Below are 25,132 nucleotides of genomic sequence, written 5' to 3' on the forward strand. Positions count from 1 at the left end.
GAATACGCATAAGCCAGCACTGAGGCTGGCTTATGGTGTTCTCGAACGAGGCGAAGAAATCAGGCGGCTTGTGGAGCTTCTGCCGGCTTGACTGCTTCTTCGTAAGAGACCGATTTGTCAGTCACATTGGCCTTCTGCAAAACAGTATCTACAACTTGCTCTTCCAGTACAACCGAACGAACTTCGTTCAGCTGCTGGTCGTTCTTGTAGTACCACGCCACGACCTGCTCAGGCTCCTGGTAGGCCGAGGCCATTTCCTGGATCAGCTCGCGCACGCGGGCGTCTTCTGGCTTGAGCTCGAACTGCTTGACCACTTCGGCGACGATCAGGCCCAGGGACACACGGCGCTTGGCCTGCTCTTCGAACAGTTCGGCCGGCAGTTGATCCGGCTTGATGTTGCCGCCGAACTGCTGAACGGCCTGCACACGCAGGTTGTTCACTTCGCTGGCGATCAGGGCCTTGGGCACTTCGACCGGGTTGGCGGCCAGCAGACCTTCCATGACCTGGTTCTTGATCTTGGATTTGATGGCCTGACGCAGTTCGCGCTCCATGTTCTTGCGAACTTCGGCGCGGAAACCTTCCAGACCACCTTCCTTGATGCCGAACAGGGCGAAGAACTCGTCGTTCAGCTCAGGCAGCTGCGGAGCGGAAACACTGTTGACCTTGACGGTGAACTCGGCGGTTTTGCCAGCCAGGTCGAGGTTCTGGTAGTCCTCGGGGAAGGTCGGGTTGATCACGCGCTCTTCGCCGGCCTTGGCGCCGATCAGGGCATCTTCGAAGCCCGGGATCATGCGGCCGGAGCCCAGTACCAGTTGAGTGCCGGTGGCCGAACCGCCCGCGAAGGCTTCGCCGTCGATCTTGCCGACGAAGTCGATGTTCAGCTGGTCGTCTTTCTCGGCAGCACGCTCTACGGCTTCGAAACGGGTGTTCTGCTTGCGCAGGATGTCCAGCATGTTGTCGACGTCGGAGTCGGCCACTTCAGCCTGCTGACGCTCGATGGCGATGCCCTCGAGGCCGCTGACCTTGATTTCCGGGAACACTTCGAAGGTCGCGACGAACTCCAGGTCCTTGCCCTTCTCCAGTACTTTCGGCTCGACCGAAGGCTGACCGGCAGGGGCGAGTTTCTGTTCGGCCACCGCCTCATAGAAGGAAGACTGAATGACGTCGCCTACCGCTTCCTGGCGTGCGTCGGCTTCGAAACGCTGGCGAATCACGCTCATCGGCACCTTGCCGGGACGGAAACCAGGGATCTTGGCTTTCTGGGCAGTCTGCTGCAGACGCTTGTTGACCTGGGTCTCGATGCGCTCGGCCGGCACAGTGATGCTCATGCGGCGCTCGAGAGCGGAAGTGCTTTCAACAGAAACTTGCATGGATATTCCTCGTTGCACAGACGTATGCCGGCCGCTTACCGGCCCCATTCAAGGGCATGCATTCTAGAGGGAGGTGTTGCAGAAGTCACCCTAGATGCAGGTGGCAAACGGGAGGGGCGTAAAGATGGTGCGGACGGAGAGACTCGAACTCTCACGCCTTGCGGCGCTGGAACCTAAATCCAGTGTGTCTACCAATTCCACCACGTCCGCGTGGTAATACTTTTTACAAACAAAAACGCCAGGCTTTTAAGGGCCTGGCGCTTTCAGAATATGGGGTGGACGAAGGGGATCGAACCCTCGACACCAGGAGCCACAATCCTGTGCTCTACCAACTGAGCTACGCCCACCATATTGCTTTGCTGCTATTCACTTGTGCCGACACACCTAGTGGCGCACCCGGCAGGACTCGAACCTGCGACCATCCGCTTAGAAGGCGGATGCTCTATCCAGCTGAGCTACGGGCACTTATCCATCCACCAGAGCAGACTTCAAGCTTCGGCTAGAGCGGCTACTTTCGTTGCTGCCGTTGCCGCTTTACCCTGTCACTTGCTGTGCTCGCCAAGTGGTGCGCATCTTATAGAGGCGCCCTTGGGGCGTCAACACCCAAATCGAAAAAAATTCAGTTAGATAAAGGAGTTACACCAAATCTGCGTTCTGCCGCCTTTGCCCTTCCTTAATGCCATGCGAGAATGCGCGTCCTTTTTTCTCCCTTTCGATGGTTAACCAAGCGCAATGACCGCACAACTGATAGATGGCAAAGCGATTGCCGCCAATATCCGCCAGCAGATCGCCCAGCGCGTCGCCGAACGACGCGAGCAGGGGCTGCGCGCCCCCGGCCTGGCAGTGATCCTGGTCGGCAGCGACCCCGCCTCTCAGGTTTACGTCGCGCACAAGCGCAAGGACTGCGAAGAAGTCGGTTTCATTTCCCGTGCTTATGACCTGGGCGCCGAAACCAGTCAGGACGAGCTGCGCGACCTGATCGACACGCTCAACGAAGACGCCGGCATCGATGGCATCTTGCTGCAACTGCCACTGCCAGCTCACCTGGACGCGTCGCTGCTGCTCGAGCGCATTCGCCCGGACAAGGACGTGGACGGCTTCCACCCTTACAACATCGGTCGCCTGGCGCAGCGCATGCCACTGCTGCGCCCCTGCACGCCAAAGGGCATCATGACCCTGTTGGCCAGCACCGGCCAGGATCTGTACGGCATGCACGCCGTGGTGGTCGGCGCCTCGAACATCGTCGGCCGGCCGATGGCACTGGAACTGCTGCTCGGCGGCTGTACCGTGACCATCACCCACCGTTTCACCAAGGATCTGGCTGGCCATGTGGCGCAAGCCGATATCGTCGTGGTCGCCGCCGGCAAGCCGGGCCTGGTCAAGGGCGAGTGGGTCAAGGAAGGCGCGATCGTCATCGACGTCGGCATCAACCGTCAGGCCGATGGCAAGCTGATCGGCGACGTGGTCTATGAAACCGCCCTGCCCCGCGCCGGCTGGATCACCCCGGTGCCCGGCGGCGTTGGCCCGATGACCCGCGCCTGCCTGCTGGAGAACACCCTGCACGCCGCAGAGCACCTGCACGCCTGATGCTCTGCCAGCGGCAGGAACGGCGCCGGGTCAGGCCGTGTGAAAACTACTGCGCTCGGTCATGCGGCGTTAAAAACCGGCTCAAAACGCTCATTTACAGCTCGTAAACTGCGCTTTTTCGCCGGTTTTTGCCTTGCCTGACCTTCGCTCGCTACGTTTTCACACGGCCTGAGGTGGCGCCGTTTTTCGTTTCAGCCCAGCGAACGCGTGGCACCCTGGGGTTTGCGCACGAACCACAGCACCCGACTGACGCCTCGGGTGACGGCCACATAGCCCAGGCGCAGGCTTTCGTCCGCCATCGCCTGGTCGTAGCTGTTGGCGAAGAAGCCACAGTAGGCGTACAGCGCATTACGCAGTGGATGAGGCGTAGGCGGCAGGCAGTCGTCGACGATGATCGCCACCTCGGCCTGCAACCCCTTGGCGCGGTGAATGGTATAGGCCTTTACCGGCAACGTGCGGTCCAGCCCGGCCTGAACGTCCTTCAGGGTGTCGTTGCGGCGCCCCAGCAGCAGCACCGCGGTGCGCTCCCTGGAACCGATGTCACGCGCATAGTCGCACTGCGCTGCGATGGCCTGCTGCAGCTCACCCATGTCACGGGCCAGGTCGAACGGCGTCATCAACTTCACGCCATGGCCGCCCGCCGGCGTGGGGCGAATCGGCGTGGTCATCTTGTCCTGCTTGAAGGCCACGGCGTCGAGTATGGACTCGGCGTCGCGAATCACCGGCTCGATGGAGCGATAGTTGGCTTGCAGCATCAGCACCGCGCTCTTGCCCTTGCCTTTGCTCGGAAAGTGCCGATCGAAGGCCATGAACAGCTCCGGAGAACTGCCCCGCCAACCATAGATCGACTGCCAGTCATCGCCGATGGCCATCAGGCTGACAGCCGTGGCCGTGCCGGCCAGGCGCCGGTGCAGTGCCTGCAGCCATTGCACGATCTGCGGCGAGATGTCCTGGAACTCATCGATCAGCAGATGGGAAAAACCCTGCAGCGCATCCGCACTCAAACGCCCATCAGCCTTATCGAGCATGTGCGTCAGTTGCTGGAAGGCGCCATTGAAGGTCATCAGGCCTTGCTGGCTCAGTTGCTCGGCAAAGACCTTCCAGAATGCCTGCAAGGCCAGAAGGAAGGTTCGCTCGGCTGGCGAGCAGGCCAATGCCGCCACCGTCATCCGCTCGATGGGAATGCCGATGCTCTCGATGAAACCGGCCTGGGCGTAGAACACCTCGAACAGCGGCGCGGCATGCAGCTCACCCCCCAGCCGGAACGGCTGCATGGGCGCCTTCGGCAACGCCTTTTGCGGATCGGGAAGCGGGGAGCCGAGCAGCTCGTGAACCCAGCCGCGGAAAGCTGGGTCATCGGCATAACAGGCCTGATAAGCATCCTTGAGCAGGCGTGTTTGTGCAGACCCCAGACGCCCTCCCCCCAATGGGTTGTCCGGCTCGCTCGCCGACGCGCGTTTATCACCCAACTGCTCGAACCAGGCTGGATTGCCCAGAACCTGGCGCGCCAGCACGCCCATCGCGGAATGAAAGGTACGCACGCACGGACCAACATCCGCCGAGAACTGCCAGAAGCCGAGCACGCTCGCCAGTCGTTCACGCAGCTCGGCGCAGGAAGCATTGGTAAAGGAAATCACCGTCAATCGTTCAGGCTCGACGTTCAGGTGACAGAGCATGAACACCACGCGCAGCACCAGGGTGGTCGACTTGCCTGAGCCCGCTCCAGCGAAGATGCGGGCCAACGGTTGGCGACAGAGAATCATCGCCCACTGCTCGTCGGAAGGCGCGCCGATGACGCCAGCCGCGACGGCCCGCGCCACGGTTTCGCGCATCGCCTGCTCCTGGGCTGCGGTTACCTTGGTTGCCGCTGACGAGTAGATGCCGGCGCTAGCGCGCCTTACCGGCTTTTTTGTGGCCGGCTCTCCTTTGCCTTTGCCGGCATTCGGGCCCTTGGCAGCGCGCTTTGTGGCGGCGGTCTTGTTCTGCGCCAGCGGTTTCTTCGCCGCGACCTTTGCGCGCTCGGCAGCAGCCTGCTTCTCGGCTTCGAGGTAGGCGGCGGTACGCGGGAAGTAGCGAGTCAGGGCATTGGAGAGCAGCAGCTTGTAGCGGGTCAGCATGGGGTTTCCGTAGCGAGTGTCTAGAAATGAAAAGGCCGCGTTAGCGGCCTTTTGGGTACATCGGGCGATTACTCGGCGAGGCGCCAGGTGGTGCCGCCCTTGCCATCTTCGAGCACTACGCCAAGCGCAGTGATCTGGTCACGGATGCGATCACTCTCCGCCCAGTTCTTGTCGGCACGGGCCTGCAGGCGCGCGGCGATCAGCGCCTCGACCTCGGCGGCGTCGACCTTGCCTTCGGCGCCGGCCTTGAGGAAAGCATCCGGCTCCAGTTGCAACACACCGAGCAGACCAGCCAGCGCCTTGAGCTGCGCCGCCAAGCCAGCAGCGGCCTGCACATCCGATTCGCGTAGGCGATTGACCTCGCGAATCATCTCGAACAGCACGGCGCAGGCTTCGGGCGAGTTGAAATCATCGTCCATTGCCGCGACAAAGCGCTCGACGAAGGCCTCGCCACCGGCAGGCTGAGCCTGCGGCAGACCCTTGAGGCCATTGTAGAAACGCTCCAGGGCGCCCTTGGCTTCGCGCAGGCTCTCTTCCGAATAGTTGATCGGGCTGCGGTAGTGGCTGGATACCAGCAGGTAGCGCACCACTTCGGGGTGGTACTTCTCCAGCACCTCGCGGATGGTGAAGAAGTTGCCCAGACTCTTGGACATCTTCTCGCCGTCCACGCGCACCGCACCGGCGTGCATCCAGGCATTGGCGTATTGCTTGCCGGTGGCCGCCTCGCTCTGGGCGATTTCGTTCTCATGGTGCGGGAACACCAGGTCAGGGCCGCCGCCGTGAATGTCGAAGGTGTCACCCAGGCAGCAGGTGGACATCACCGAGCACTCGATGTGCCAACCCGGCCGGCCCTTGCCCCACGGCGACTCCCAACTCGGCTCGCCCGGTTTGGCGGCTTTCCACAGCACGAAGTCCAGCGGGTCTTCCTTGACTTCGTCGACCTCGATGCGCGCACCGATCTTCAGTTCGTCGATCTTGCGACGCGACAGTTTGCCGTAGGTTTCGAACTTGGTGACGCGGTAATACACGTCGCCATTGCCCGGCGCGTAGGCGTAGCCCTTGTCGATCAGGGTCTGGATCATCTGGTGCATGCCGGCGATATGCCCGGTGGCGCGCGGCTCGATGTCCGGGCGCAGCACGTTCAGACGACCTTCGTCCTCGTGCATCGCCGCGATCATGCGTTCAACCAGCGCCTCGAACGGTTCACCGTTCTCATTGGCGCGTTTGATGATCTTGTCGTCGATGTCGGTGATGTTGCGCACGTAGGTCACGTCATAGCCGCGATGGCGCAGCCAGCGAGTGACCACGTCAAAGGCGACCATCACCCGGGCGTGGCCGATGTGGCAGAAGTCGTACACGGTCATGCCGCACACGTACATGCGCACGCTGTTGCCGATCAGCGGTTTGAAGGGCTCTTTGACCTTGCTCAGGGTGTTGTAAATGCTCAGTGCCATTTACTGCCCCCAGGAATCGCGCAGGGTAACGGTGCGGTTGAAGACCAGTGCATCAGGCCTGGAGTCCCTGGCGTCCAGGCAGAAATAGCCCTCACGCTCGAACTGGAAACGGTCGTCAGCGGCGGCCTTGGCCAGCGACGGCTCGGCGCGGCAGCCGCTGAGCACCACCAGCGAATCCGGGTTGATGTTGTCGAGGAAGCTACCGCCCTCTTCGGCCTTCTCAGGGTTGGCCGAGCGGAACAGACGATCGTAAAGGCGCACTTCGCACTCGACGCTCTCGGCAGCCGGCACCCAGTGGATCACACCCTTGACCTTGCGGCCTTCCGGGTTCTTGCCCAGGGTGTTCTCGTCATAGGAGCAACGCAGCTCGATGATATTGCCGGCTGCGTCCTTGATGGCTTCGTCGGCGCGAATCACGTAGCTGCCGCGCAGGCGCACTTCCCCACCGGGAATCAGGCGCTTGTAGCCATCCGGCGGAGTTTCTTCGAAGTCGCTGGCGTCGATGTAGATCTCGCGGGAGAACGGCAGCACGCGGGTGCCCATGTCCTGCTTGGGATGACGCGGCAGCTCCAGGTTCTCGACCTGGCCCTGCGGATAGTTGGTGATCACCACCTTGAGCGGCTTGAGCACGCACATGGCGCGCGAGGCGTTGGCATCCAGGTCTTCGCGTATGGCGAACTCCAGCATGCCGATGTCCACCAGGCCGCCGGCGCGGTTGACGCCGATCATGTCGCAGAAGGTGCGGATCGATGCCGGCGTATAGCCGCGGCGGCGGTAGCCCGAGAGCGTCGACATGCGCGGGTCGTCCCAGCCGTTGACGTGCTTCTCGTCGACCAGCTGCTTGAGCTTGCGCTTGCTGGTGATGGTGTAGTTCAGGTTCAGCCGGGCGAATTCGTACTGACGCGGCTGCGCCGGCACCGGCAGGTTGGCCAGGAACCATTCGTACAGCGGGCGGTGATCCTCGAATTCCAGGGTGCAGATCGAGTGGGTCACGCCTTCGATGGCATCGGACTGGCCATGGGTGAAGTCGTAGCTCGGGTATATGCACCACTTGTCACCGGTCTGGTGATGATGGGCATGGCGAATGCGATAGAGGATCGGGTCGCGCAGATTCATGTTGCGCGAGGCCATGTCGATCTTGGCGCGCAGCGAACGGGCGCCGTCTGGGAACTCGCCGGCCTTCATACGGGCGAACAGCTCGAGGTTCTCTTCCACACTGCGATCGCGGTACGGGCTGTCCTTGCCGGGGGTGTTCAGGGTGCCGCGGTACTCGCGCGCCTCGTCCGGGGTCAGGTCGTCGACATAGGCCTTGCCGGCCTTGATCAGCTCGACGGCCCAGTCGTGCAACTGGTCGAAGTAGTTGGAAGCGTAGCGCTCCTCTCCGGCCCACTCGAAGCCCAGCCAGCGGACGTCGTCCTTGATGGCGTCGATGTATTCCTGGTCTTCCTTGGCCGGGTTGGTGTCGTCGAAGCGCAGGTTGCACGCGCCACCGAATTCCTGGGCCAGGCCGAAGTTCAGACAGATCGACTTGGCGTGGCCGATGTGCAGGTAGCCGTTGGGCTCCGGCGGGAAACGGGTGATGATCTTGGCGTGCTTGCCGGCGTCCAGGTCGGCCTGAACGATGGGCAGCAGGAAGTTGGCGGCTTTTTCGACGGTGGGCTTGCTCATGGTGTCCTTAGCGCGTGGATTGCGGCACAGGGTAGGCCGACTAAAACAAAGCGCTTATCATAGCCCAAGCTGTCAACCCCCTGACAGGCCTTGGTGCCTGCTCACTGACCTTCGGGCAGCTTTAAAGCCCCGGTCAGCCTGAAGCGGCCCGCGTTTTTCTCGACAGAGCGATTAAGCACATGATCAAGCTGCACACCAACCACGGCGTCATCACCCTCAAACTGTTCGAAGACAAGGCGCCGGAAACCGTCGCCAACTTCAAGGAATACGTGAAGAGCGGCCACTACGACGGCACCGTGTTCCATCGCGTGATCGGCAACTTCATGATCCAGGGCGGCGGTTTCGAGCCAGGCATGAAGCAGAAGCCGACTCGCTCGCCGATCAAGAACGAAGCCAACAACGGCCTCTCCAACAAGACCGGCACCGTGGCCATGGCCCGCACCATGGAACCGCACTCGGCCAGCGCGCAGTTCTTCATCAACGTTGCCGACAACACCTTCCTCGACCACAGCGCACCGACCGTACAGGGCTGGGGCTATGCCGTATTCGGTGAAGTGGTCGAAGGCCTGGACGTGGTCGAAGCCATCAAGGGCGTGTCCACCACCATGAAGTCCGGCCACCAGGACGTTCCGGCAGACGACGTGATCATCGAGAAGGCCGAGATCGTCGAGTGATCCTGCTGATCTCCGACCTGCATCTTGAAGAGGAGCGCCCGGACATCAGCCGGGCGTTCTTGCATTTTCTCGACACCCGGGCGCGCCAGGCCGAGGCGCTGTACATCCTCGGTGATTTTTTCGAAGTGTGGATCGGCGACGACGCCATGACGCCGTTCCAGCGAAGCATCGCCGAAGCCCTGAGGCGCCTGAGCGACAGCGGCACGCGCATCTACCTGATGCACGGCAATCGCGACTTTCTGCTCGGCAAGGGATTCTGCCGCGAAGCGGGCTGCACCTTGCTCGGCGATCCCCATGTGGTGAACCTGAATGGCGAAAAGGCCCTGCTGATGCATGGCGACAGCCTGTGCACCCTGGATGTGGGCTACCAGAAGATGCGCCGCCTGCTGCGCAACCCGCTGAGCTTGTTCATCCTGCGCAACCTGCCGCTCAACACCCGCCACAAGCTGGCGCGCAAACTGCGTTCGGAAAGCCGCTCGCAGACACGCATGAAAGCCAGCGACATCGTCGACGTCACGCCCGAGGAAGTACAGCGGGTGATGGCGCAATACGGCGTGAAGACGCTGATCCACGGTCATACCCACCGCCCTGCCGTGCATGACCTACAGGTCGATGGTCAGCCGGCCAGGCGCATCGTGCTCGGCGACTGGGACAAACAGGGCTGGGCGCTGCAGATCGACGAGAACGGTTTCGACCAGCGCCCTTTCGCCCTGGACTGAACACCGGAGCAGTGCGGCGCATGGAAAGCCCCGCGCCGAACCTCGCCTACGCCTGCGGCACGCCGCTGTGGAAGCGAAACTCGCTGTCGGGCGACTCGATCAGTTCCTGCTCCACCGCCCTCACCCGCTCGATCACCTGTTCAACGTCGGCGGCATCGCCATACTGGTACGCCAGCTTCAGGTAGCCCTGAAAATGCCGGGCCTCGCTTTTAAGCAGGCCGTAGTAGAACTTGCCCAGTTCTTCGTCCAGATGCGGCACGATCGCCTCGAAGCGCTCGCAGCTACGCGCCTCGATGAAGGCGCCGACCACCAAGGTGTCGACCAGCTTCTGCGGCTCATGATTACGCGTCACCTTGCGCAGCCCCGAAGCGTAGCGTGCCGCGGATACCGGACGCAGGCCGATCTTGCGGCGCTTCATGATGCGCAGCACCTGCTCGTGATGTACCAGTTCCTCACGGGCCAGGCGCGACATCATGTTGATCAGATCGACATGGCAGCTGTACTTGGCCATCAGGCTCAGCGCCGTACTAGCCGCCTTGAATTCACTATAGTCGGCAATATGACTATATAAAGAACACGACCGATGTTTAACGAGCTGCTCCGCGATGGTACATTAACCTCATGAAAGAACTAGCTCATCAGATTTTCATCATTCTGCAGTGAACTCAGGGCAGTGAAGTTATTTGGCTCAATGTTTAACGAGCCGATTTCTCGTGATAGCCTTTAAAGAATTAACGCTCACCACCTCCACTAACACAAACAATAGGACAATTAATGCCCTACGCGGTTGGCTATACTCGTTTCTCGAGTATTAAACAAAGAAAAGGCTCCAGCCTAGATAGGCAGCAAGAGCTGATTGCAGAATGGTTCAAAGAAAACCCTGACTATATTCCGTACCCTAGAAGCTTCAACGACTTAGGCAAGTCAGGCTTTACAGGCGCGCACCTAAAAGAACACGGCGCACTCGGCCAGCTTATTGCCGCAATCAACGGAGGCTTAATTAACAAAGGTGATGTAATTCTGGTCGAATCCGTTGACAGGCTTGGTAGGCTGTCAGAACTCGTCATGCTGAACCTAATTACGGAAATTCTTAAGTGCGGGATCAAGATAATTATCCTAGACGACCAAAAAGAGTACGTGTATGAGACCACCGGCTCAGAAATTCAAATTTTGATCGGCCAGATCACGCAAGCACACAAATATAGCACCCAACTCTCTTCTCGAATTGCCAAATCTTATAAAAATCGAGAGAGCCAAGCCCGCCTGGGAGTTCCAATCAAGCGGAGAACACCTATCTGGCTAAATAGCGATGGCACGCTGATCGAGAATATTGCCAAAGCGATGAAAAGTGCCTTCGAGGACTCCGCCGCAGGCATGGGTGAAAGGCGGATATTACGTCGACTTTTTCAACGCGAACCAATATTTAAGAAATACAATCCATCAACTGTAACCAGATGGCTCACTAACGAAACAGCCATTGGATATTGGCGCGGAACAAAAATTTATCCACCAATTGTATCAGAAGAGTTGTTTTATCAAGTTCAAAAATCAATAAAGGCGCGCCATCGCCCAGGAAACGCACCTACAAAGCATTCTATTTCCGGCCTAGTAAAGTGCGGGCATTGCGGTGCCAACTACCAAGTAAAAATCAACAAAAACAGCCCAAACCAAATGGTTTGCAGTGGCTACCAAAAGGCTAAGCCAGACGGTGGATGCACCAACGGAAAACACCTGCCACTACATGTACTGCAGCACATCATAAACGACACGTGCACTTCTGCAGTTCAACAAGGCATCAGAAAGAACCAGCTTTCACAAGCGGAAAAAGAAAAAATAAAGATAGAAATTGAAATAGAGAAAGCAACTCGCGAGATAGTATCAATCACCGGCATATCCGAATTCGCTACCATCCCAGAATGCAGGGAAAAATTATCAGAGCTGGCAAACACAAGAGCCAAACTTAAAAACAAGTTAAACCTTATAGAACTACAAAACCCTATTGATCCGTCTCAAAGCCCATACGAAGATGCTTGGGACGAGCAGTACTTAATGCTCGAAAAAGATCCAATGCTTTTAAATAGCAAGCTCCAGGAAATCAATTATTACATCTCATGCTTCAATGATGGAAGGATACAATCGACTACAACCGGAAATGAACTTTCCAGCTGTAGGTATGTAAAATATCAAAGAAGCACAGAGACGTACCTATTAGAAACCTCATATGGCGACCTTCGAATTGCACACCCCAAAAACCAGCTAAACGCTACGAAAACACTAGCCGCAAAACTGGACCGTATCAGGGCAGATGGTTGCGAAGTGCAAACACAGCAGAAAGAAAACCATGCACCGAATCAATTTTCAAAAAATACCGAAAATTTAGCACCTTACATCAACATTGGCACACCGATGAAAGCTAGCGACACCCCCTGCGGGCATACTCTCCAGCATCGTTCGGAAGGCTGAAACACTGGTGGACTGTTATGTCTCTTTAGGAACCTTACCAATACTGATTCAATAGTCGACACAGGCAATTGAATCGTTTATCAGAACCACTAATCAAAGCCAAAGGAGGTGATATGTACAAACAGCCAAATAGGAAAAAATAGATTGAAAAAGAATGACATCACTACGTCCAAAACCTTTATGGGTTTGGCCATCAACTGTAACCACAACTTGCCATGCTACATCAGCATCTTATCTGATCTGCATAATCTTGCCTTTACCGCCCCTCAGGTTTACATCAAACCAATTGGACTTCACGTGAGGGTTAGGTTCAACTCAAAGAAGATGAGCCCAGCAAACTTCTCGTCGAGATTGAATAATAGGCTTAAAAAACGAGGCGGCCACTCAAAGGTATCCGTCAAGGAGCTTGATGAGTCAGGCGCCCACTATCACTATGCATTGGTAATTGAAGGCAAGCACTGCACACGTGCAACCATTCACCACCTTCTTGCTACACTGCAGAAATCTGGCTATGTCCGTGACTATCACGTTGCCTCGCATGCATTTGATTACCATGGCATTGATTTACGATACCCTCGCGCATGCGCTGTATACTTTCACTGGATTTCATATCTCGCCAAAGTTAGAACAAAGCCTGAGAGCGGCCAAAAGCGAAGCTCTAGTAGACCGCGAAAATTGAAAAGAAAACCTACCTGCGCTCTGAAGCCAGAGTCGCTAGACAGCCTGAAGCGACCTCGTACAGCAACAATTCAATATAAAAGCAAACCCCTTGTTCTCATCAGCCCCAGCAGTGCACACAATACCGTCGGACAGAATCCAGTTATCTCTGCCGTCGATCTAACTGAGTTCATGACATAAGCTGAGTGGGTCACCGCCCATTTGAACTGGCGCTCAAAACAGCCTGTAAGCACCCTAGAAAGCACGAAATAAGCCCCACCAACACCACCCCAAAGGGTCAAGCCGAAAGCCTCGCCAGACGCGCACTAAGACGCATAAAAAACCCCATTGCCGTGGGGTTTCTACTTTTGCATTGAGATACTTTATTTCCTCGACCATCTGTAGACTTTTGGTGCAAACGCTAAACAATCATTCAAGTAGAACCGGCCACTCAATGGCAGCGCGTTCTTACATTGAAAATAAAATTTTCCCCAGAATTCAAATCAGACGCGAACTCCATTGCAGTCCCTACATCAGAAGCAACCCAACCTTCCTGGGTTTGCTCATATGAAATTATTTGATAGGGATACAAAACAACTACAATCTCAGCTTTCTCCCCTGAGTCAACAATCAAGTCCGCATCCCCAGAGCTAGTGACCTCCACACTCTTCACGATACCTGAGTACACCGCAGGCTTTCCGAATTTCAGCACAGCTCTGGCTTGGTTTTGCCTCACCAGCGCGCCAATACTCTTCACATCGATTGGGTTTTCCAATACTGCCTTGTCAAGCTCTAACAACTTTGAAACTCGCGCACTGTATGCCTCCTGCACAAATTCGCTAGCGCCATTGGAAGCGGCTGTATAGGCTAGACAGGCAAGACCGACTATCGTCGCTCGGTTCACTGAGCCACCTCCTCACCGCAGAAACGGCATTTTTTTGCTTCAGCCCTGATCAGTTCAGCGCATGAACGACATTGCATAGAATCCGAATCACGTGCCCTCCTCCTGTCTCTGCTATTAAGCAGCAACATATCGATAGCCATCAGTACATTGACGGCGACCCAGACGACCAAAGTGTTTTGGGCGATATTGCTAGCGGCAATAGCAATGACCAAGCCCCCCCCCAGAAAACCGACAATCCACTTCCCGTAATAGATGTAACCCAATCCCGGTAGAAGCATGTTCAGGCCAACTGCCAAAGCCAAGTTTTTGCGTTTTTCGGCTGCCATGGCTTCCCCCTTAGATAGGTGAGCTGGAGAGGGACTTCAGGCGTTTCTTAGTCGAAGGAATCGACCAAAGAAGCAGTAGAAATGCGAGGATCAATGTCGCCGACACAACCACAGCAGCGCTTCCAAGCAAGGTCGGGAGGTTCGGGTTGTAGCCAGATTTGAGCGTTGCGAATGCAGCTAGGAAGCCAAGCGGTAGGCTGGATGCAGCAAGGAAAATGGACAGGTACAGCTTCATTTGAGATCTCCTTTCAAGGTTAGGTCGACGGAAATGCCTGTTCAGGCATTTTGACCAGTATATTGTGAAGACCAAGACCAATCCATCCCAGACAGTTGCCCGTCACGCAATCAACGGGAAGCTGGGTTTTGGATATCAGTCAGACCTTTGGAAAAATCCTGCGCCTCCGCCGCAAAGAGGCTGGACTGAGCCAGGAACAGCTCGCCCTTGAGGCTGGCATTCAGAGAAATTACGTCAGCCTGATCGAGCGTGGAATTAATCAGCCCACGATTGGAATGCTTTACAAGCTTGCCAATGCTCTTCAGCTATCACCTATGGAGCTGGTAGCCGATATCGAAGCTCAGCTGGTCAGCGAAGCTGACTTTCGTGAAAGGATTCACCGCGCAGAGCTCAGCGGAATTCGCTCATATGAATCGCCGCTGAAGCGGACCTAACGGAATCATTTCGCCCATAGTGATGCTTTGCCTCACGCACCATTTGACTGGGTAAGCCCTATTCCTACCTTCTACGTCATCATCTAGCCAAGCTCAAAGGCTCAGCAGCCTCCTTTGACTGGTCAGCGAATTTGTGATCGTGCCTGCCACTAATTTCTAAATCTACCGAAGTTAAAAACGGTCGTATCTGACACCATCCTGAAGAATCCAAGTAACCGGTATCAGAAATTAGGGTTTACAAATTATGAGACCAGAGACATAATGATCCCACGTTTTTGACACCAGAGCATCCAGCCATGAGCCGCACCTTCGCCTACTGCCGCGTTAGCACCACTGGCCAGACCACAGAGAATCAGATTCAGGAGATCAAGGCTGCTGGCTTCGATATCCAGACTCAGCGTGCAATCGCCGAAACCATCAGCGGTTCGACCAGTGCGAGCGAGCGCCCTGGCTTTAACAAGCTGCTTGAGCGCATGGAGAGTGGTGATGTGTTGGTGGTCACCAAGCTAGACCGTCTTGGCCGTAATGCCATTGATGTGCAAACGACCGTCCAGTTACTGGAGTCTCAGGGCATCCGTGTGCACTGCTTGGCCCTTGGTGGCGTCGACCTAACATCTGCAGCTGGGAAGATGACGATGGGTGTTCTCGCTGCTGTAGCTCAGTTTGAACGTGATCTTCTGATCGAACGTACACAGGCAGGATTGATTAGGGCTAAATTGCAAGGAAAATTGCTTGGGCGCCCTGCCGTCACCTCGCCAGAACAGGTACGCGACCTCAAGCTAGCTGGATTCTCGCAGTCTGCTGTCGCAACTCGACTCAACTGCAGCCTGAGCACTGTCAAACGTCTTTGGAATGCTGCCTGATAGCTCACGCGAGGCGTTTACGTCGACTATGCGAGCTGTGCTAACGCACGTCACAACGCCTGATAGAGGCCATCCTGGCTACCCTCTGGATATTTCTGGATTCCTGGCGTTCAGCATGCCCCTAGGCGAGCTGAGTTAAACACCTTGGGAAGAGAGATATTTCTGGTGCAGGGGGCCAGAGAACGGGGTAAGCAGCACCCCGTTTTGACGGGGGAACACGTCATCTTTTATCTGTGATCGCGTTTATGGCCTTGATCTGAAAGCGGTCGGGGTACAGAGGCGATTCGTAGTAACGCCCCACCTTTACTGCTGATTCTATCAGTGCGTCCATAGCCTCCTCCAAACCATGATCCAAGTACGCTGTGGAGTGCTCGTTAGAGCTGAACGGCAGATCAGGATTAGAGGTCACACATGGCACAGACGGATGGCCGATATTCGTCAGATACTTGTAGAACGCCTCCTTAGCGATCACAAGCCCATAGCGGCGCCAAGCATATTTCTTGCCCCAGTAGTACCCACCATCCGTAGCGCGATGACTAACACGCTCGTCGTTTTTTGCCCGATTCTCCGCGTAGATATCCGCTGATAGCTGCTTGGACACTTGATAGCTCAGTACCTTGTCTGCTGTATCCACCTTGCCCAGTGCAGAGGTGTCCACCAGACAGCGACCGTCAGGCGTAGGGGTAAACCCAACGTTGTACCGCTCGCCGTTCACCAGCACCCTCGTGCTATTTGCCTCAAACTCATACACCCGATCAGAGCTCTGAGGATTGAACTGGTGCAGGAACTTGCCTGAGGGCAACTGGGTAACCCGATAATTGGTCACGATTAGATCGTGGATTGTGTGCAGCTTTCTGGACTTCATTCCCTGACTCCCTGGATTGGTTGGCAAACCAATCATATGGCCAGTGGCCATGTTTTCAAGGTAGGCCAAGAATTTTCCAGAGGTGGCCACCAGACCACGCAGCAGTCTGGCGACCCCAGGGACAGCGGTTAAAAATCCCAGCGCATCTGCTCTCGCAGCGTGTCGCGGTTACTCTCTCCCGTGCCACGCCCCGGAATCGGAGGTGCGACAGGGATCAGGTGGGTTTCAGGGTTTTGCGTTGGTGTGTCATGGTACATTGGCAATCTCCTGCCCACCGCCCAGCACCAGCCCTCTTCAAACGCAATAATCGTCAGTCGATCCAAAAAATATCAATTATCTCTTGGTAACTGATTTAGCATTTGCTACCTTCTCGGTACGAGGCATTGCCTAACAGCGAGCGTCGATGTCTTTCAGGTCTCTTTGGTCGGATGCCCTGATTGACGATGGTTTATAAAATTGCTCCACCAGCTATGCTGGCGGGGCTTTTTTGTGCCTGTAATTTCTAAGCACATCGCCATGATAGCTCGCCACTTTCGAAAGACAAGCCCCTGAGCCTGTGGATAACTCTGCGGGTTACGGAAGATGTGTGGCACAAACTCCCGTGGTATCTGGGCTGACACTGGCCAGAGCATTTATCCCGCAGGCATATTTTTAGCGCCCCACCTAGTGACTGCATAAATCACCAGCGCCCCAAACACTGGTAGCATTCGGCCATCGTACATTACTGACAGGGTTTGGCTCGATGGAATGGCTACAGAAGCACTGGATGGGAGCAGCCATTGGGCTAGCTGGTGTCGTCGGCACTACCATCGCCGGGAAGATCGCCGACCACTACCTGGATGCGAGCATCTTTACTGCTCTGGGTGGTCTGCTGCATTCCAGCTGGATGCTGATGAATACCTCCTTGCCCGTGCCAGCGTGGCTAGCAATTGTGGCCCTACTAGGAACTGCTTTACTGGGCTTCAAGCTCCGCGATCTGAAGAAAGGCAAAGGTCTAAACGAGCATCAGCGCTCTGTCTTACAGTGCGTCGCTTGGTATTACCAACAATTTAGGAGCGAGCCGGCCTTTCACAACCTTCAGAACGGCACAAATCTTTCACCTCTGGAACTACAAGTGGCGATAGATGAACTGTGCAAAAGAGAACTGATCACCTGGGAAATCGATATGGCCTTGTCCATCGAGCATCAGGAAACCATTACGGTGGCCTCTCTCACTCCCAAAGGACGAGCTTACGCAATGGAAGCTCAAAGGCAGGCCGCATAAACGCTTGCACAATCCAGCAATGTCAAAAGAAATTAGCGAAAGGTCTGGACTGACCAACAGAACATCCCCAGGACGCTCCAGCAGCCGGAACGCTTCAGAGCGCTCCTTTCTCTCAATTGACGCACAGATTCACCTGTAGATTTCTCCAGACCAGCACACAGAAGCCAGCTGAGAGAGGTTTCACGGCTCGAAAATAGGTTGTGTGCTACTAGCCAGTAACGCTATCTTCAGAGAGTTCCAATCTAGCGAGAATCCTTATGGATGATCACCCACCAATAGCAAGACAAGACATTCCGGCTGACCGCACCGAGCACGTTCTCGACAGTGTTACAGCTGAGCTGAAGGCTGAGTTTGCCAAGCTTGAGCGCGAAAGACGCACTCAGCTTGAGGCAGAGCCGACTGCGTTCAGAATAATCCGCGACAAGTTGTGTGAACCCCTCAATGCTGTTTCGCAAAATGATAGCCAAGCTCTCAGGGTGCACAAACGGAACGGCGTCATTCGAGCCATCCTTGGCTGCATAGATACCTTAGAAAGCATCTATGGCCACACTCCTTACTTAGAACGCCAAAGACAATTTTGGACTGCTGCTTTCAAATTCATTAAAGCTGAGTTAGCTAAACTTCATTCCCTCTTTGCTTCTTCTGTACACGCGGTCTTGCGTACGCCTCTCCTCCTAGATGGCCCAGAGCTAAGCGGCTACAAACACCGTCTCCGCTAAATCCCTTTCGAAAAATTTTTCTTTTCCTTTTCGATTGGGAGCATTGATCATGCCCGCAAAAAAACCTCATACTCGTTCAAGCCGCCGTACGCGGCGTGGATTCAGCAAAACTAAAGAAAAACATGTAAATGCTGAATCAGAGCCGCAGAGTAACCATGTCAACGTCAAAAGTTGGATGGATCGATTCCTCGATGTGCTAAAAATCGGAGTTGGGTTAGCCAACTTGGTAGTCAGCTTTATAAAGCATTGATATAGCCGATGCTGGAGCAAAGGGGGCCAATAGGTTCCCTGCCCTTCATCGTATTTATACCCAATAAAAGGATGATTTAGATGTTCTGGACGAAGGATAAGACCATCCGCGTTGAACTGGTTAGTCCACCAATTGTATTACCTGCCTCTGCAGAACCTTCCAAACATCATGAATCTGTCAAGCCCGCTGGCGGGTTCATGATCAGCCTCGACCAATTTCTAAAGATCGCAGCTGTGATGGTTGCGGTAGTGAATGCGGCCTTGGTTGTATTGGGCTATATGCGCTACGTCGGCATGCTGCAGCAATTTGGCATCAGCAGAACAGAAGTCAGTTTTTCGCTATCCGATTTACTCTCATTTGGCTACATCGGATTTTTAAACATGACGTTTTCGGGCCAAGTAGCTGTTGCTGCAGTGTGCTCAGTCATCACGCTACCCGTCATGGCGTTAGTGATCCGCCTTAAACGTGATATGAATTCTTTTCTTCAATATATACTTGTTTGGGCTATTTCCATGGGCCTATTCATTCTTATGACTGGCCCTTTCTGGTTTGCCTACAACCCTGGAAAACAGGCTGCCTTAAAATTGGCTGCGGAATCGTTAAGTATCGAAGAGAATCAAATAATTGGGTTAGACAATCAACAAGAAGTTAGTACAGAGAACGGTTTTTTAAGTGGAAGCATCGTCTTAGCTTCTCCTGATTTCACCTTCCTCCTCAAAGAAGCTGTGCTCTATAAAATCCGTGCTTCCGATGGCAAGATACTGCGTAAGACTCAATTCACAGCCAAGAAACGACCTATTGACCGCACCAAGTAAGAGCAGGCGATAAAAGTCATTTGGCAATAATGAAGACTTGAAATAAGCACGCCTTTTAAACATTAATAGCACCTAACAAATCAAAGCATTTTTACAATCCTCTCAACAATTACTTTGCTTGCATGGTATCGTCCAGCCGACGTGAGCAGTGTGAGTATTTGGAGACCTTCATTGAAGTTAAATCCAACATCCAATGACGTATGGGCTGCGATAGTCTGCTAAACATAGATTTCTTGCTTAGGCTTTGACAGTACTTTTGCGGCTAAAGCCTCCTGAATCGCGATTTTGACCTAATTAATTTAACTCAAAAAAGGCTCCCTTGCGGAGGATCAACGTAAAGTAAATGCTCTGGCACTCCTTCCACTCCACCAATTAAAAATGGGCTCATTGGATCATGCTGCTTACGCTGAGCCAATGTCTTGTCATGATCGAAAGTTGCATAACAATATGAACACCCATGCAGACAGGTATTGTACATTCCAATATCGATACTTTTGACGCACCCGCATGCTAACCGCTGACCAGGATCCTTAATTTGCCTAGATGCGATGTTAAAGAGCTTCCGCAATCGCTGATCATCTATACACTTTCCATGAGGTATGCCTAACGCTGACATATCAATTTCTTCCGCACAGCTTTCTATTTTCATTCCATTATCGCTAGCAGTCCGAACCATAAAGTCTACAAGATCGAGAAGCTCATTTTGCTGAGCCAAGACATCTGAAAAAATCAACCCCGGAACCTTTGCAAGATTCTTATTAGTCTTCTCATAAAAATCGGCAAAGCTAACCACCACTAAGTCTGTGTAACCAGCTAACATCCCAGCAATTTTGGAAAACAAACGTTTATGTTCATGAATAGAAACTAAATTCGATAGTAAAATGGGATCGTAACGCCAAATTACCCTTCCCGCACCCAGCCGCACACTCAGTTCGATAAATGTTCTTATGGCTTCCCTGGGCTGAGGTACTGAGCGCTCAATTAATCGAGGATAGCCGGTAACCGTATACTGGAAATAGTATTGCATTCCTTTAGAATCCAATACGTTTAAACTAGGCATAATTCTTCTAGCATTTCTTGTCCAAAATACAATGGCATCCACATCGCTAGGTTTCAGAGATACACGCGAAATCTGATTGTAGTTGAATGGATTTCGGGTCAATAAAAAACCTTGCTCGACACGATTCATAAACCAATCTGAATAGAAAGCAGGAATGTCTGTACGTCGACTTGCGCTAATAATCATTCTCGGACGTACTCCAAGATTTGATATTCCATAAATCTATTAGTCATTACAGGGCGTTTAACTACTCCACAATGGCCACATAATGTCTTGGTCCCTTGATTATCGCATGTTATTAAAAACTTCTCTGGATAACAAAAATTATATTCAATGCTTCTCAATCCAGCGCCAAACTTTCCTTTATACTGCGCCGTACTCACCTTATCGCTTGTAATAAAACCTTCAGATTCTAGTGCGTTATGTACAACGTTGAAATATCCAGCGTTACTCGACATATTCTCAGAGCCATTTGAAACATACGAATTCAAGAAAAATATTTTTTCTTTTTTCGTAGATGCGATCACATTGGCAAGATGTTCAAGACCATCGCCAGCTGCAATATCTCCAATAGACTTAGGAAATACAAACACATCCACATCGTCCAAGTCACCTAACTCAAAACTATCTGTAGTAAAAAATTCAAAAGAGAAATTATTGGAACTTATTTCAGGTAAATATTTTTGAGATGACCATTCACAACGATCATATCCAACATACTGGAACTTAACGCCCGCCAAATTATCCTTCAAGGCATAATAATCAGGGCAAATACCACAACCAAAAGATGCAACATTTAGGTTATTATATTTACCGCTTACTCGTTGACGCAGCGCGTCTGCAAGCACGCAATACTCCAGATAATAAGCCGGAAAATATCTTAATGTATAAAGCAACTGATAAAGCTTTTTCTTATAATTACTGCCTTCCGGCTCTATACTTGCAATATCACACCAACGGCGCTTCTTCGCCATAAATGAATTATGAAAATTTTCTAAAACTTCATTTACAAACTGGGCGTTATAAATCATAGATATCGCGCTCCTTGCGTTATAGAGAGGATCAAAGAGCTTACGGTACCAAAAGGCACAACGCCATCACAAGTTTTCAGGCTACCAACGCTATCTACAGCCGACAGTCCAAAGCTGATCTAACCGAGTCGTGTAGCTCTGACTCAGCATCTCTCTCAGCATGCGCCATTCAGGCTGAAGCTCTACTCGACCAGGGCGTAGTGTTCCCCTACCCCATTTGGCGTTGATTTCATCGAGGACGGCCATCACCTTTGTAGACTCAACTGATTGCTGTGGAGCGAACAAGTCGCCTGAAATCTCATTACGCTGACAAAGGTCTAGCAGCATCACTTCCGCTTTGCTGTACGAATACCCCACCCGGTAAGCCTGCTGCAGAGCCGTCAACGCATATTGAGTGATCATCCGTGTATCGTCAGTTGCCCAAGGCAGCTGCATGGTTATGCCCTTGGCGTATTTCGCTTCATCCGGGTTGTGCATCCCCGTTCGTACACCAACGCGAATCTGGCGGCATACCGAGTGCTGTGATCGCAGCTTTTCACATGCTGTCGCTGTGTAGGTGGCCACGGCCTCGCGTATAGGTCCGATGTCCTGCAGGCGTTTGCCGAACATCCGGCTAGAGCAGATTTCCTGCTTAGGTGGTGCCGCCTCTTCCAGACTCAGGCAAGCCACGCCACGAAGCTCCCTTGCAGTCTTCTCGATCACAACGCTGAACTGCTTACGCAACGTCCAAGCATCGGCCTGTGCGAGCTGCCACGCTGTCTGGATGCCTTGGGCGTTCAAATGTGCCGTCATGCGACGGCCAACGCCCCATACAGCGCTAACAGGTAACGCCTTGAGCACTTTATCCCGCCGCTCAGGATCACGTAGGTCTACAACCCCACCTGTTTGCTTCTGCCACTTCTTGGCCGAGTGATTAGCAAGCTTGGCGAGCGTTTTAGTGGTGGCAATTCCTACCCCGGTCGGGATGCCCGTGTACTTCAGCACACGAGCACGGATCAGGCGCCCCAGATGCTCCAGATCACCCTGGACGCCGGTCAGGTCGGCGAATGCCTCATCGATGCTGTACACCTCAACAGCTGGCACCATGGATTCAATTACGGTCATCACCCGTTCGCTCATGTCTCCGTACAACGCGTAGTTACTGCTGAACGGAACAATACCGTGCCGCTTCAGCAAGCCTCTCACCTGATGAAACGGCGCCCCCATCTCTACGAATGGCTTTGCATCCGCAGATCGTGCAATCACACACCCGTCGTTATTACTCAGCACCACCAAGGGCACCTGCTGCAGCTCAGGACGGAACACACGTTCGCAGCTGCAGTAGAAGCTGTTGCAGTCGATCAGAGCGATTGCCGTATTAGCCATAGCAGCGATGCTTCCGAATGCTACTGATCACAACGCCCCAAATCATCAGCTCATCACCCTCCAGAACGTAACGCGGTGGATATTTCGGATTCGCTGATCGGAGCACCAACTGATCGCCTTCACGAGCAAAAGTCTTTACCAACGGCTCCCCGTTGATGGCGGCAATCACCACCTCCCCAGGAGCTGGATCAAGTGCTCGATTCACGACCAATAGGTCTCCGTCGAATATGCCAACTCCCGTCATGCTCTCTCCATCAGCACGCACGAGATAGGTTTGCGGGGCATCAATGTCCAGTAGTTCATCAAGCGAGATTCGACTTTCTAGGTGATCGTTGGCAGGGCTTTCGAAGCCCGCAGGCACACGGAAAGAAAAAAAAGGCAGCTCAACGCCGGAGCTGCCCACTGGGCCGAGGAAGGTTGCATTGCCCATGAGAGAGACCTGAGAATAATACTGTATGGATATACAGATACCAAATCAGTCGAGATGCGGTCAAAGGATGATGATGGCCACCTGACGACCGGAGAGTTCCATGTGTGGACGATTCACGCAGTACCGAACCGTTGATGAGTACGCAAAGGCTCTACAGCTGGGCCTGCTTGATGGAGATTGGGCAAACCAACCCTTGGAGCGCTACAACGTGGCTCCACAAAGCCGGGTGACGCTGCTTCATCAAGACGAATTGGGTATCTATGCCCTGCCCGTTCGCTGGGGCTACGCGCCACATTGGGCAGACGGTAAGCGTCCACCGGCTATCAACGCACGAATCGAGACGGCCAGCACAAGCAGATTTTGGGGTGCGATCTGGAAGAAAGGCCGGGTGCTGGTTCCGTCGGATGGCTGGTATGAATGGAAGAAACACCCAACCGACAAGAAATTGAAGCAGCCCTACATTATCCGGCTGAAAAGCCGCGAACCTATGTTCTTCGCAGCCATAGCAGAACTGCCGTCGCCAGAGCATGAGGGTGGTGGATTTGCCCTGATCACAGCAGCGAGTGAGGAAGGAATGGTGGACATTCACGACCGCCGCCCGGTTGTCCTTCGACCCGATGTTGCTAGGGAATGGTTGCAGCCTGGACTACTGCCAGAGCATGCCGAGGATTTGCTGAGACATCACGACACGCCGGCAGATGAATTTGAGTGGTTCCCGGTATCGAGAGCAGTGGGGAACGTTAAAAACCAAGGCTCTGAGCTGGTCAAGGCGGTCAGCGACCCAATGTTATAGCTCGTCCCGCCCTTACGATAACTTCAGAGGAAAGCGAGTTGCGTTGCACAAAAAAGCCCGCTCTCTAAGAGACGCCAATATGCGTCATACTAGGCCGGTACCCCACTGTGGAATCTAAATTCACTATCTGGGCTGGTGATCAACTCGGATTCGACCACCTGCACCCTCTCGATCGCTTTGACCACATCTGCCGCCTCTCCGTACTGGTATGCGAACTTGAGATACCCCTGGAAATGCCTGGCTTCGGACTTCAGCAACCCAAAATAGAATTTTCCCAGTTCCTCGTCGAGGCGCGGCACCAAAGCCTCAAAACGTTCGCAAGAGCGAGCCTCGATGAATGCCCCTACGACCAGGGTATCTACCAGCTTGTGCGGCTCATGCGTGCGCACAGTGGCTCTCAGGCTAGACGCATACCGGCTGGCAGAGATTGGGCGTAGAGAGATTTTCCTCTTTTTCATAATCCGCAAGACCTGTTCGTGATGAACAAGCTCCTCACGGGCCAAACGCGACATGAAGTTGATTAGCTCGACATGCTGACTGTACTTGGCTATCAGACTGAGGGCCGTGGCAGCAGCCTTGAATTCGCAGTTCCGATGATCCAGCAGCATCACATCCTGCTGGTGCAAGGCCTCATGCACCCATGCGTCAGGGGTACGACACCCTAGAAAATCGTGGATTTCAGGCAGATTCACTGGTTCACCCCAACTCGTTGTTGCAATGCCGACAAAAGATCGCAGTTCTTGTGGTCGATCAGCATGATGTCCTGATTGGCCAGCGCTGCTTCGACCCAGGCCTGGGGCGTGCGGCAGCCGAGGAATTCATGGATTTCCGGCAAGCTCGGCGTGGCGCTGCGGCGGCTGGTAGCGGGTGACTGATCTGAAACTGTGACGGGAGATGACACGTGCATGGCCCATGAGCAACGAAAAGAGAAAAGCCCGAAATGCCTGCCCACCAGAAGGCGGTACAGGCAGCGCCAGGCATCAAGCCGGCCATTATAAGGCTGCCGACGGCAACCACCAGCCGCCGGGTTTGATACCGATCAAGAACTTGCTGTGAAAGCACCTTCTAT

The 25,132-nt window shown here is 54.1% G+C and carries 25 protein-coding genes, 3 tRNA genes and 1 pseudogene; 11 read left to right on the forward strand and 18 right to left on the reverse strand.

What is annotated here, in order from left to right:
* Nucleotides 1-59: 59 nt before the first annotated feature.
* The 4 genes from tig to BVH06_RS02945 form a co-directional block, all read right to left on the reverse strand.
* Entirely contained in the window at nucleotides 60-1,370 is a 1,311-nt protein-coding gene (gene tig, locus BVH06_RS02930; protein WP_075933128.1) for a trigger factor, read from the reverse strand.
* Nucleotides 1,371-1,495: 125 nt separating this feature from the next.
* Nucleotides 1,496-1,580, reverse strand: a tRNA-Leu gene (locus BVH06_RS02935).
* A 61-nt stretch (nucleotides 1,581-1,641) separates the two neighbouring features.
* Nucleotides 1,642-1,717: transfer RNA gene (locus BVH06_RS02940), tRNA-His, on the reverse strand.
* A 41-nt stretch (nucleotides 1,718-1,758) separates the two neighbouring features.
* A tRNA-Arg gene (locus BVH06_RS02945) sits at nucleotides 1,759-1,835 on the reverse strand.
* 267 nt (nucleotides 1,836-2,102) lie between these two features.
* On the opposite strand from BVH06_RS02945, the gene folD reads away from it, so the two are divergent.
* Nucleotides 2,103-2,957, forward strand: a complete 855-nt coding sequence (gene folD / locus BVH06_RS02950; protein ID WP_075933129.1) for a bifunctional methylenetetrahydrofolate dehydrogenase/methenyltetrahydrofolate cyclohydrolase FolD — start codon at nucleotides 2,103-2,105, stop codon at nucleotides 2,955-2,957.
* A 191-nt stretch (nucleotides 2,958-3,148) separates the two neighbouring features.
* Here the strand turns inward: folD and BVH06_RS02955 are convergent, their stop codons facing one another.
* From BVH06_RS02955 to BVH06_RS02965, 3 genes are all read right to left on the reverse strand, one after another.
* On the reverse strand, nucleotides 3,149-5,074 hold the full coding sequence (locus BVH06_RS02955; RefSeq protein WP_075933130.1) for a UvrD-helicase domain-containing protein: 1,926 nt from the start codon (nucleotides 5,072-5,074) through the stop codon (nucleotides 3,149-3,151).
* A 68-nt stretch (nucleotides 5,075-5,142) separates the two neighbouring features.
* Nucleotides 5,143-6,528 (reverse strand): cysteine--tRNA ligase, encoded by a 1,386-nt coding sequence (gene cysS / locus BVH06_RS02960; protein ID WP_075933131.1) that lies wholly within the window; start codon nucleotides 6,526-6,528, stop codon nucleotides 5,143-5,145.
* A complete protein-coding gene (locus BVH06_RS02965; protein WP_075933132.1) occupies nucleotides 6,529-8,196 on the reverse strand; it encodes a glutamine--tRNA ligase/YqeY domain fusion protein in 1,668 nt (555 codons plus the stop codon). It lies immediately after the preceding gene.
* A 179-nt stretch (nucleotides 8,197-8,375) separates the two neighbouring features.
* Between BVH06_RS02965 and BVH06_RS02970 the strand changes: the two genes are divergently transcribed.
* Together BVH06_RS02970 and lpxH are read left to right on the forward strand one after the other, a co-directional pair.
* Nucleotides 8,376-8,870 (forward strand): peptidylprolyl isomerase, encoded by a 495-nt coding sequence (locus tag BVH06_RS02970; RefSeq protein ID WP_075930369.1) that lies wholly within the window; start codon nucleotides 8,376-8,378, stop codon nucleotides 8,868-8,870.
* The gene (gene lpxH / locus BVH06_RS02975; RefSeq protein ID WP_075930370.1) at nucleotides 8,867-9,589 is read left to right on the forward strand and encodes a UDP-2,3-diacylglucosamine diphosphatase; all 723 of its coding nucleotides are present in this window, start codon (nucleotides 8,867-8,869) and stop codon (nucleotides 9,587-9,589) included. Before BVH06_RS02970 ends, lpxH begins: the two co-directional genes overlap by 4 nt.
* A gap of 46 nt (nucleotides 9,590-9,635) precedes the next feature.
* On the opposite strand, the pseudogene BVH06_RS02980 reads toward lpxH, so the two are convergent.
* Nucleotides 9,636-10,133, reverse strand: a pseudogene (locus tag BVH06_RS02980) (tRNA-(ms[2]io[6]A)-hydroxylase); the annotation flags it as partial.
* A 230-nt stretch (nucleotides 10,134-10,363) separates the two neighbouring features.
* On the opposite strand from BVH06_RS02980, the gene BVH06_RS02985 reads away from it, so the two are divergent.
* The gene (locus tag BVH06_RS02985; protein ID WP_075933133.1) at nucleotides 10,364-12,052 is read left to right on the forward strand and encodes a recombinase family protein; all 1,689 of its coding nucleotides are present in this window, start codon (nucleotides 10,364-10,366) and stop codon (nucleotides 12,050-12,052) included.
* 1,108 nt (nucleotides 12,053-13,160) lie between these two features.
* Here BVH06_RS02985 and BVH06_RS02990 read toward each other — a convergent pair.
* The 3 genes from BVH06_RS02990 to BVH06_RS03000 are packed head-to-tail and all read right to left on the reverse strand — an operon-like array spanning nucleotide 13,161 to nucleotide 14,174.
* Nucleotides 13,161-13,613 (reverse strand): hypothetical protein, encoded by a 453-nt coding sequence (locus tag BVH06_RS02990; protein ID WP_075933134.1) that lies wholly within the window; start codon nucleotides 13,611-13,613, stop codon nucleotides 13,161-13,163.
* Entirely contained in the window at nucleotides 13,610-13,939 is a 330-nt protein-coding gene (locus BVH06_RS02995) for a hypothetical protein (protein WP_075933135.1), read from the reverse strand. Before BVH06_RS02995 ends, BVH06_RS02990 begins: the two co-directional genes overlap by 4 nt.
* A 10-nt stretch (nucleotides 13,940-13,949) precedes the next feature.
* A complete protein-coding gene (locus BVH06_RS03000) occupies nucleotides 13,950-14,174 on the reverse strand; it encodes a hypothetical protein (RefSeq protein ID WP_075933136.1) in 225 nt (74 codons plus the stop codon).
* A 128-nt stretch (nucleotides 14,175-14,302) separates the two neighbouring features.
* Between BVH06_RS03000 and BVH06_RS03005 the strand changes: the two genes are divergently transcribed.
* Nucleotides 14,303-14,608 (forward strand): helix-turn-helix domain-containing protein, encoded by a 306-nt coding sequence (locus BVH06_RS03005; protein WP_075933137.1) that lies wholly within the window; start codon nucleotides 14,303-14,305, stop codon nucleotides 14,606-14,608.
* A 296-nt stretch (nucleotides 14,609-14,904) separates the two neighbouring features.
* The gene (locus BVH06_RS03010) at nucleotides 14,905-15,471 is read left to right on the forward strand and encodes a recombinase family protein (protein WP_075933138.1); all 567 of its coding nucleotides are present in this window, start codon (nucleotides 14,905-14,907) and stop codon (nucleotides 15,469-15,471) included.
* A gap of 220 nt (nucleotides 15,472-15,691) precedes the next feature.
* Here the strand turns inward: BVH06_RS03010 and BVH06_RS03015 are convergent, their stop codons facing one another.
* Nucleotides 15,692-16,405, reverse strand: a complete 714-nt coding sequence (locus BVH06_RS03015) for a hypothetical protein (RefSeq protein WP_218189487.1) — start codon at nucleotides 16,403-16,405, stop codon at nucleotides 15,692-15,694.
* A gap of 673 nt (nucleotides 16,406-17,078) precedes the next feature.
* Between BVH06_RS03015 and BVH06_RS03020 the strand changes: the two genes are divergently transcribed.
* From BVH06_RS03020 to BVH06_RS03030, 3 genes are all read left to right on the forward strand, one after another.
* Nucleotides 17,079-17,600, forward strand: coding sequence for an MFS transporter (locus BVH06_RS03020; protein ID WP_139315554.1), 522 nt, complete (start codon nucleotides 17,079-17,081; stop codon nucleotides 17,598-17,600).
* 257 nt (nucleotides 17,601-17,857) lie between these two features.
* Nucleotides 17,858-18,319, forward strand: a complete 462-nt coding sequence (locus BVH06_RS25220) for a hypothetical protein (protein WP_139315555.1) — start codon at nucleotides 17,858-17,860, stop codon at nucleotides 18,317-18,319.
* A gap of 330 nt (nucleotides 18,320-18,649) precedes the next feature.
* On the forward strand, nucleotides 18,650-19,384 hold the full coding sequence (locus tag BVH06_RS03030) for a hypothetical protein (protein WP_075933142.1): 735 nt from the start codon (nucleotides 18,650-18,652) through the stop codon (nucleotides 19,382-19,384).
* 304 nt (nucleotides 19,385-19,688) lie between these two features.
* On the opposite strand, the gene BVH06_RS03035 is transcribed toward BVH06_RS03030, so the two are convergent.
* The 4 genes from BVH06_RS03035 to BVH06_RS03045 all read right to left on the reverse strand — a co-directional run bounded on the left by BVH06_RS03035 (nucleotide 19,689) and on the right by BVH06_RS03045 (nucleotide 23,270).
* Nucleotides 19,689-20,630: a DUF1848 domain-containing protein gene (locus BVH06_RS03035; RefSeq protein ID WP_075933143.1), complete on the reverse strand. Its 942-nt coding sequence runs from the start codon at nucleotides 20,628-20,630 to the stop codon at nucleotides 19,689-19,691.
* On the reverse strand, nucleotides 20,627-21,475 hold the full coding sequence (locus BVH06_RS25225) for a hypothetical protein (protein ID WP_139315556.1): 849 nt from the start codon (nucleotides 21,473-21,475) through the stop codon (nucleotides 20,627-20,629). Before BVH06_RS25225 ends, BVH06_RS03035 begins: the two co-directional genes overlap by 4 nt.
* 90 nt (nucleotides 21,476-21,565) lie before the next feature.
* Nucleotides 21,566-22,840: a Y-family DNA polymerase gene (locus tag BVH06_RS03040; RefSeq protein ID WP_075933144.1), complete on the reverse strand. Its 1,275-nt coding sequence runs from the start codon at nucleotides 22,838-22,840 to the stop codon at nucleotides 21,566-21,568.
* The gene (locus tag BVH06_RS03045) at nucleotides 22,833-23,270 is read right to left on the reverse strand and encodes a LexA family transcriptional regulator (protein ID WP_075933145.1); all 438 of its coding nucleotides are present in this window, start codon (nucleotides 23,268-23,270) and stop codon (nucleotides 22,833-22,835) included. The genes BVH06_RS03040 and BVH06_RS03045 overlap by 8 nt, the downstream gene beginning before the upstream one ends.
* A 100-nt stretch (nucleotides 23,271-23,370) precedes the next feature.
* On the opposite strand from BVH06_RS03045, the gene BVH06_RS03050 reads away from it, so the two are divergent.
* Complete coding sequence (locus tag BVH06_RS03050; protein ID WP_075933146.1) at nucleotides 23,371-24,063, forward strand: SOS response-associated peptidase family protein; 693 nt, start codon at nucleotides 23,371-23,373, stop codon at nucleotides 24,061-24,063.
* A gap of 89 nt (nucleotides 24,064-24,152) precedes the next feature.
* Here the strand turns inward: BVH06_RS03050 and BVH06_RS03055 are convergent, their stop codons facing one another.
* Nucleotides 24,153-24,755 carry a tRNA-(ms[2]io[6]A)-hydroxylase gene (locus BVH06_RS03055; protein ID WP_075933147.1) on the reverse strand — a complete coding sequence of 201 codons (603 nt, stop codon included), beginning with the start codon at nucleotides 24,753-24,755 and terminating at the stop codon, nucleotides 24,153-24,155.
* Nucleotides 24,752-24,964 carry a tRNA isopentenyl-2-thiomethyl-A-37 hydroxylase MiaE gene (gene miaE, locus BVH06_RS25970; RefSeq protein WP_371915262.1) on the reverse strand — a complete coding sequence of 71 codons (213 nt, stop codon included), beginning with the start codon at nucleotides 24,962-24,964 and terminating at the stop codon, nucleotides 24,752-24,754. Before miaE ends, BVH06_RS03055 begins: the two co-directional genes overlap by 4 nt.
* 11 nt (nucleotides 24,965-24,975) lie before the next feature.
* On the opposite strand from miaE, the gene BVH06_RS25675 reads away from it, so the two are divergent.
* Nucleotides 24,976-25,119 (forward strand): hypothetical protein, encoded by a 144-nt coding sequence (locus tag BVH06_RS25675; RefSeq protein WP_168172879.1) that lies wholly within the window; start codon nucleotides 24,976-24,978, stop codon nucleotides 25,117-25,119.
* Nucleotides 25,120-25,132 lie beyond the last annotated feature (13 nt).

Source organism: Pseudomonas sp. PA27(2017), assembly GCF_001945445.1.
Classification (GTDB): domain Bacteria; phylum Pseudomonadota; class Gammaproteobacteria; order Pseudomonadales; family Pseudomonadaceae; genus Aquipseudomonas.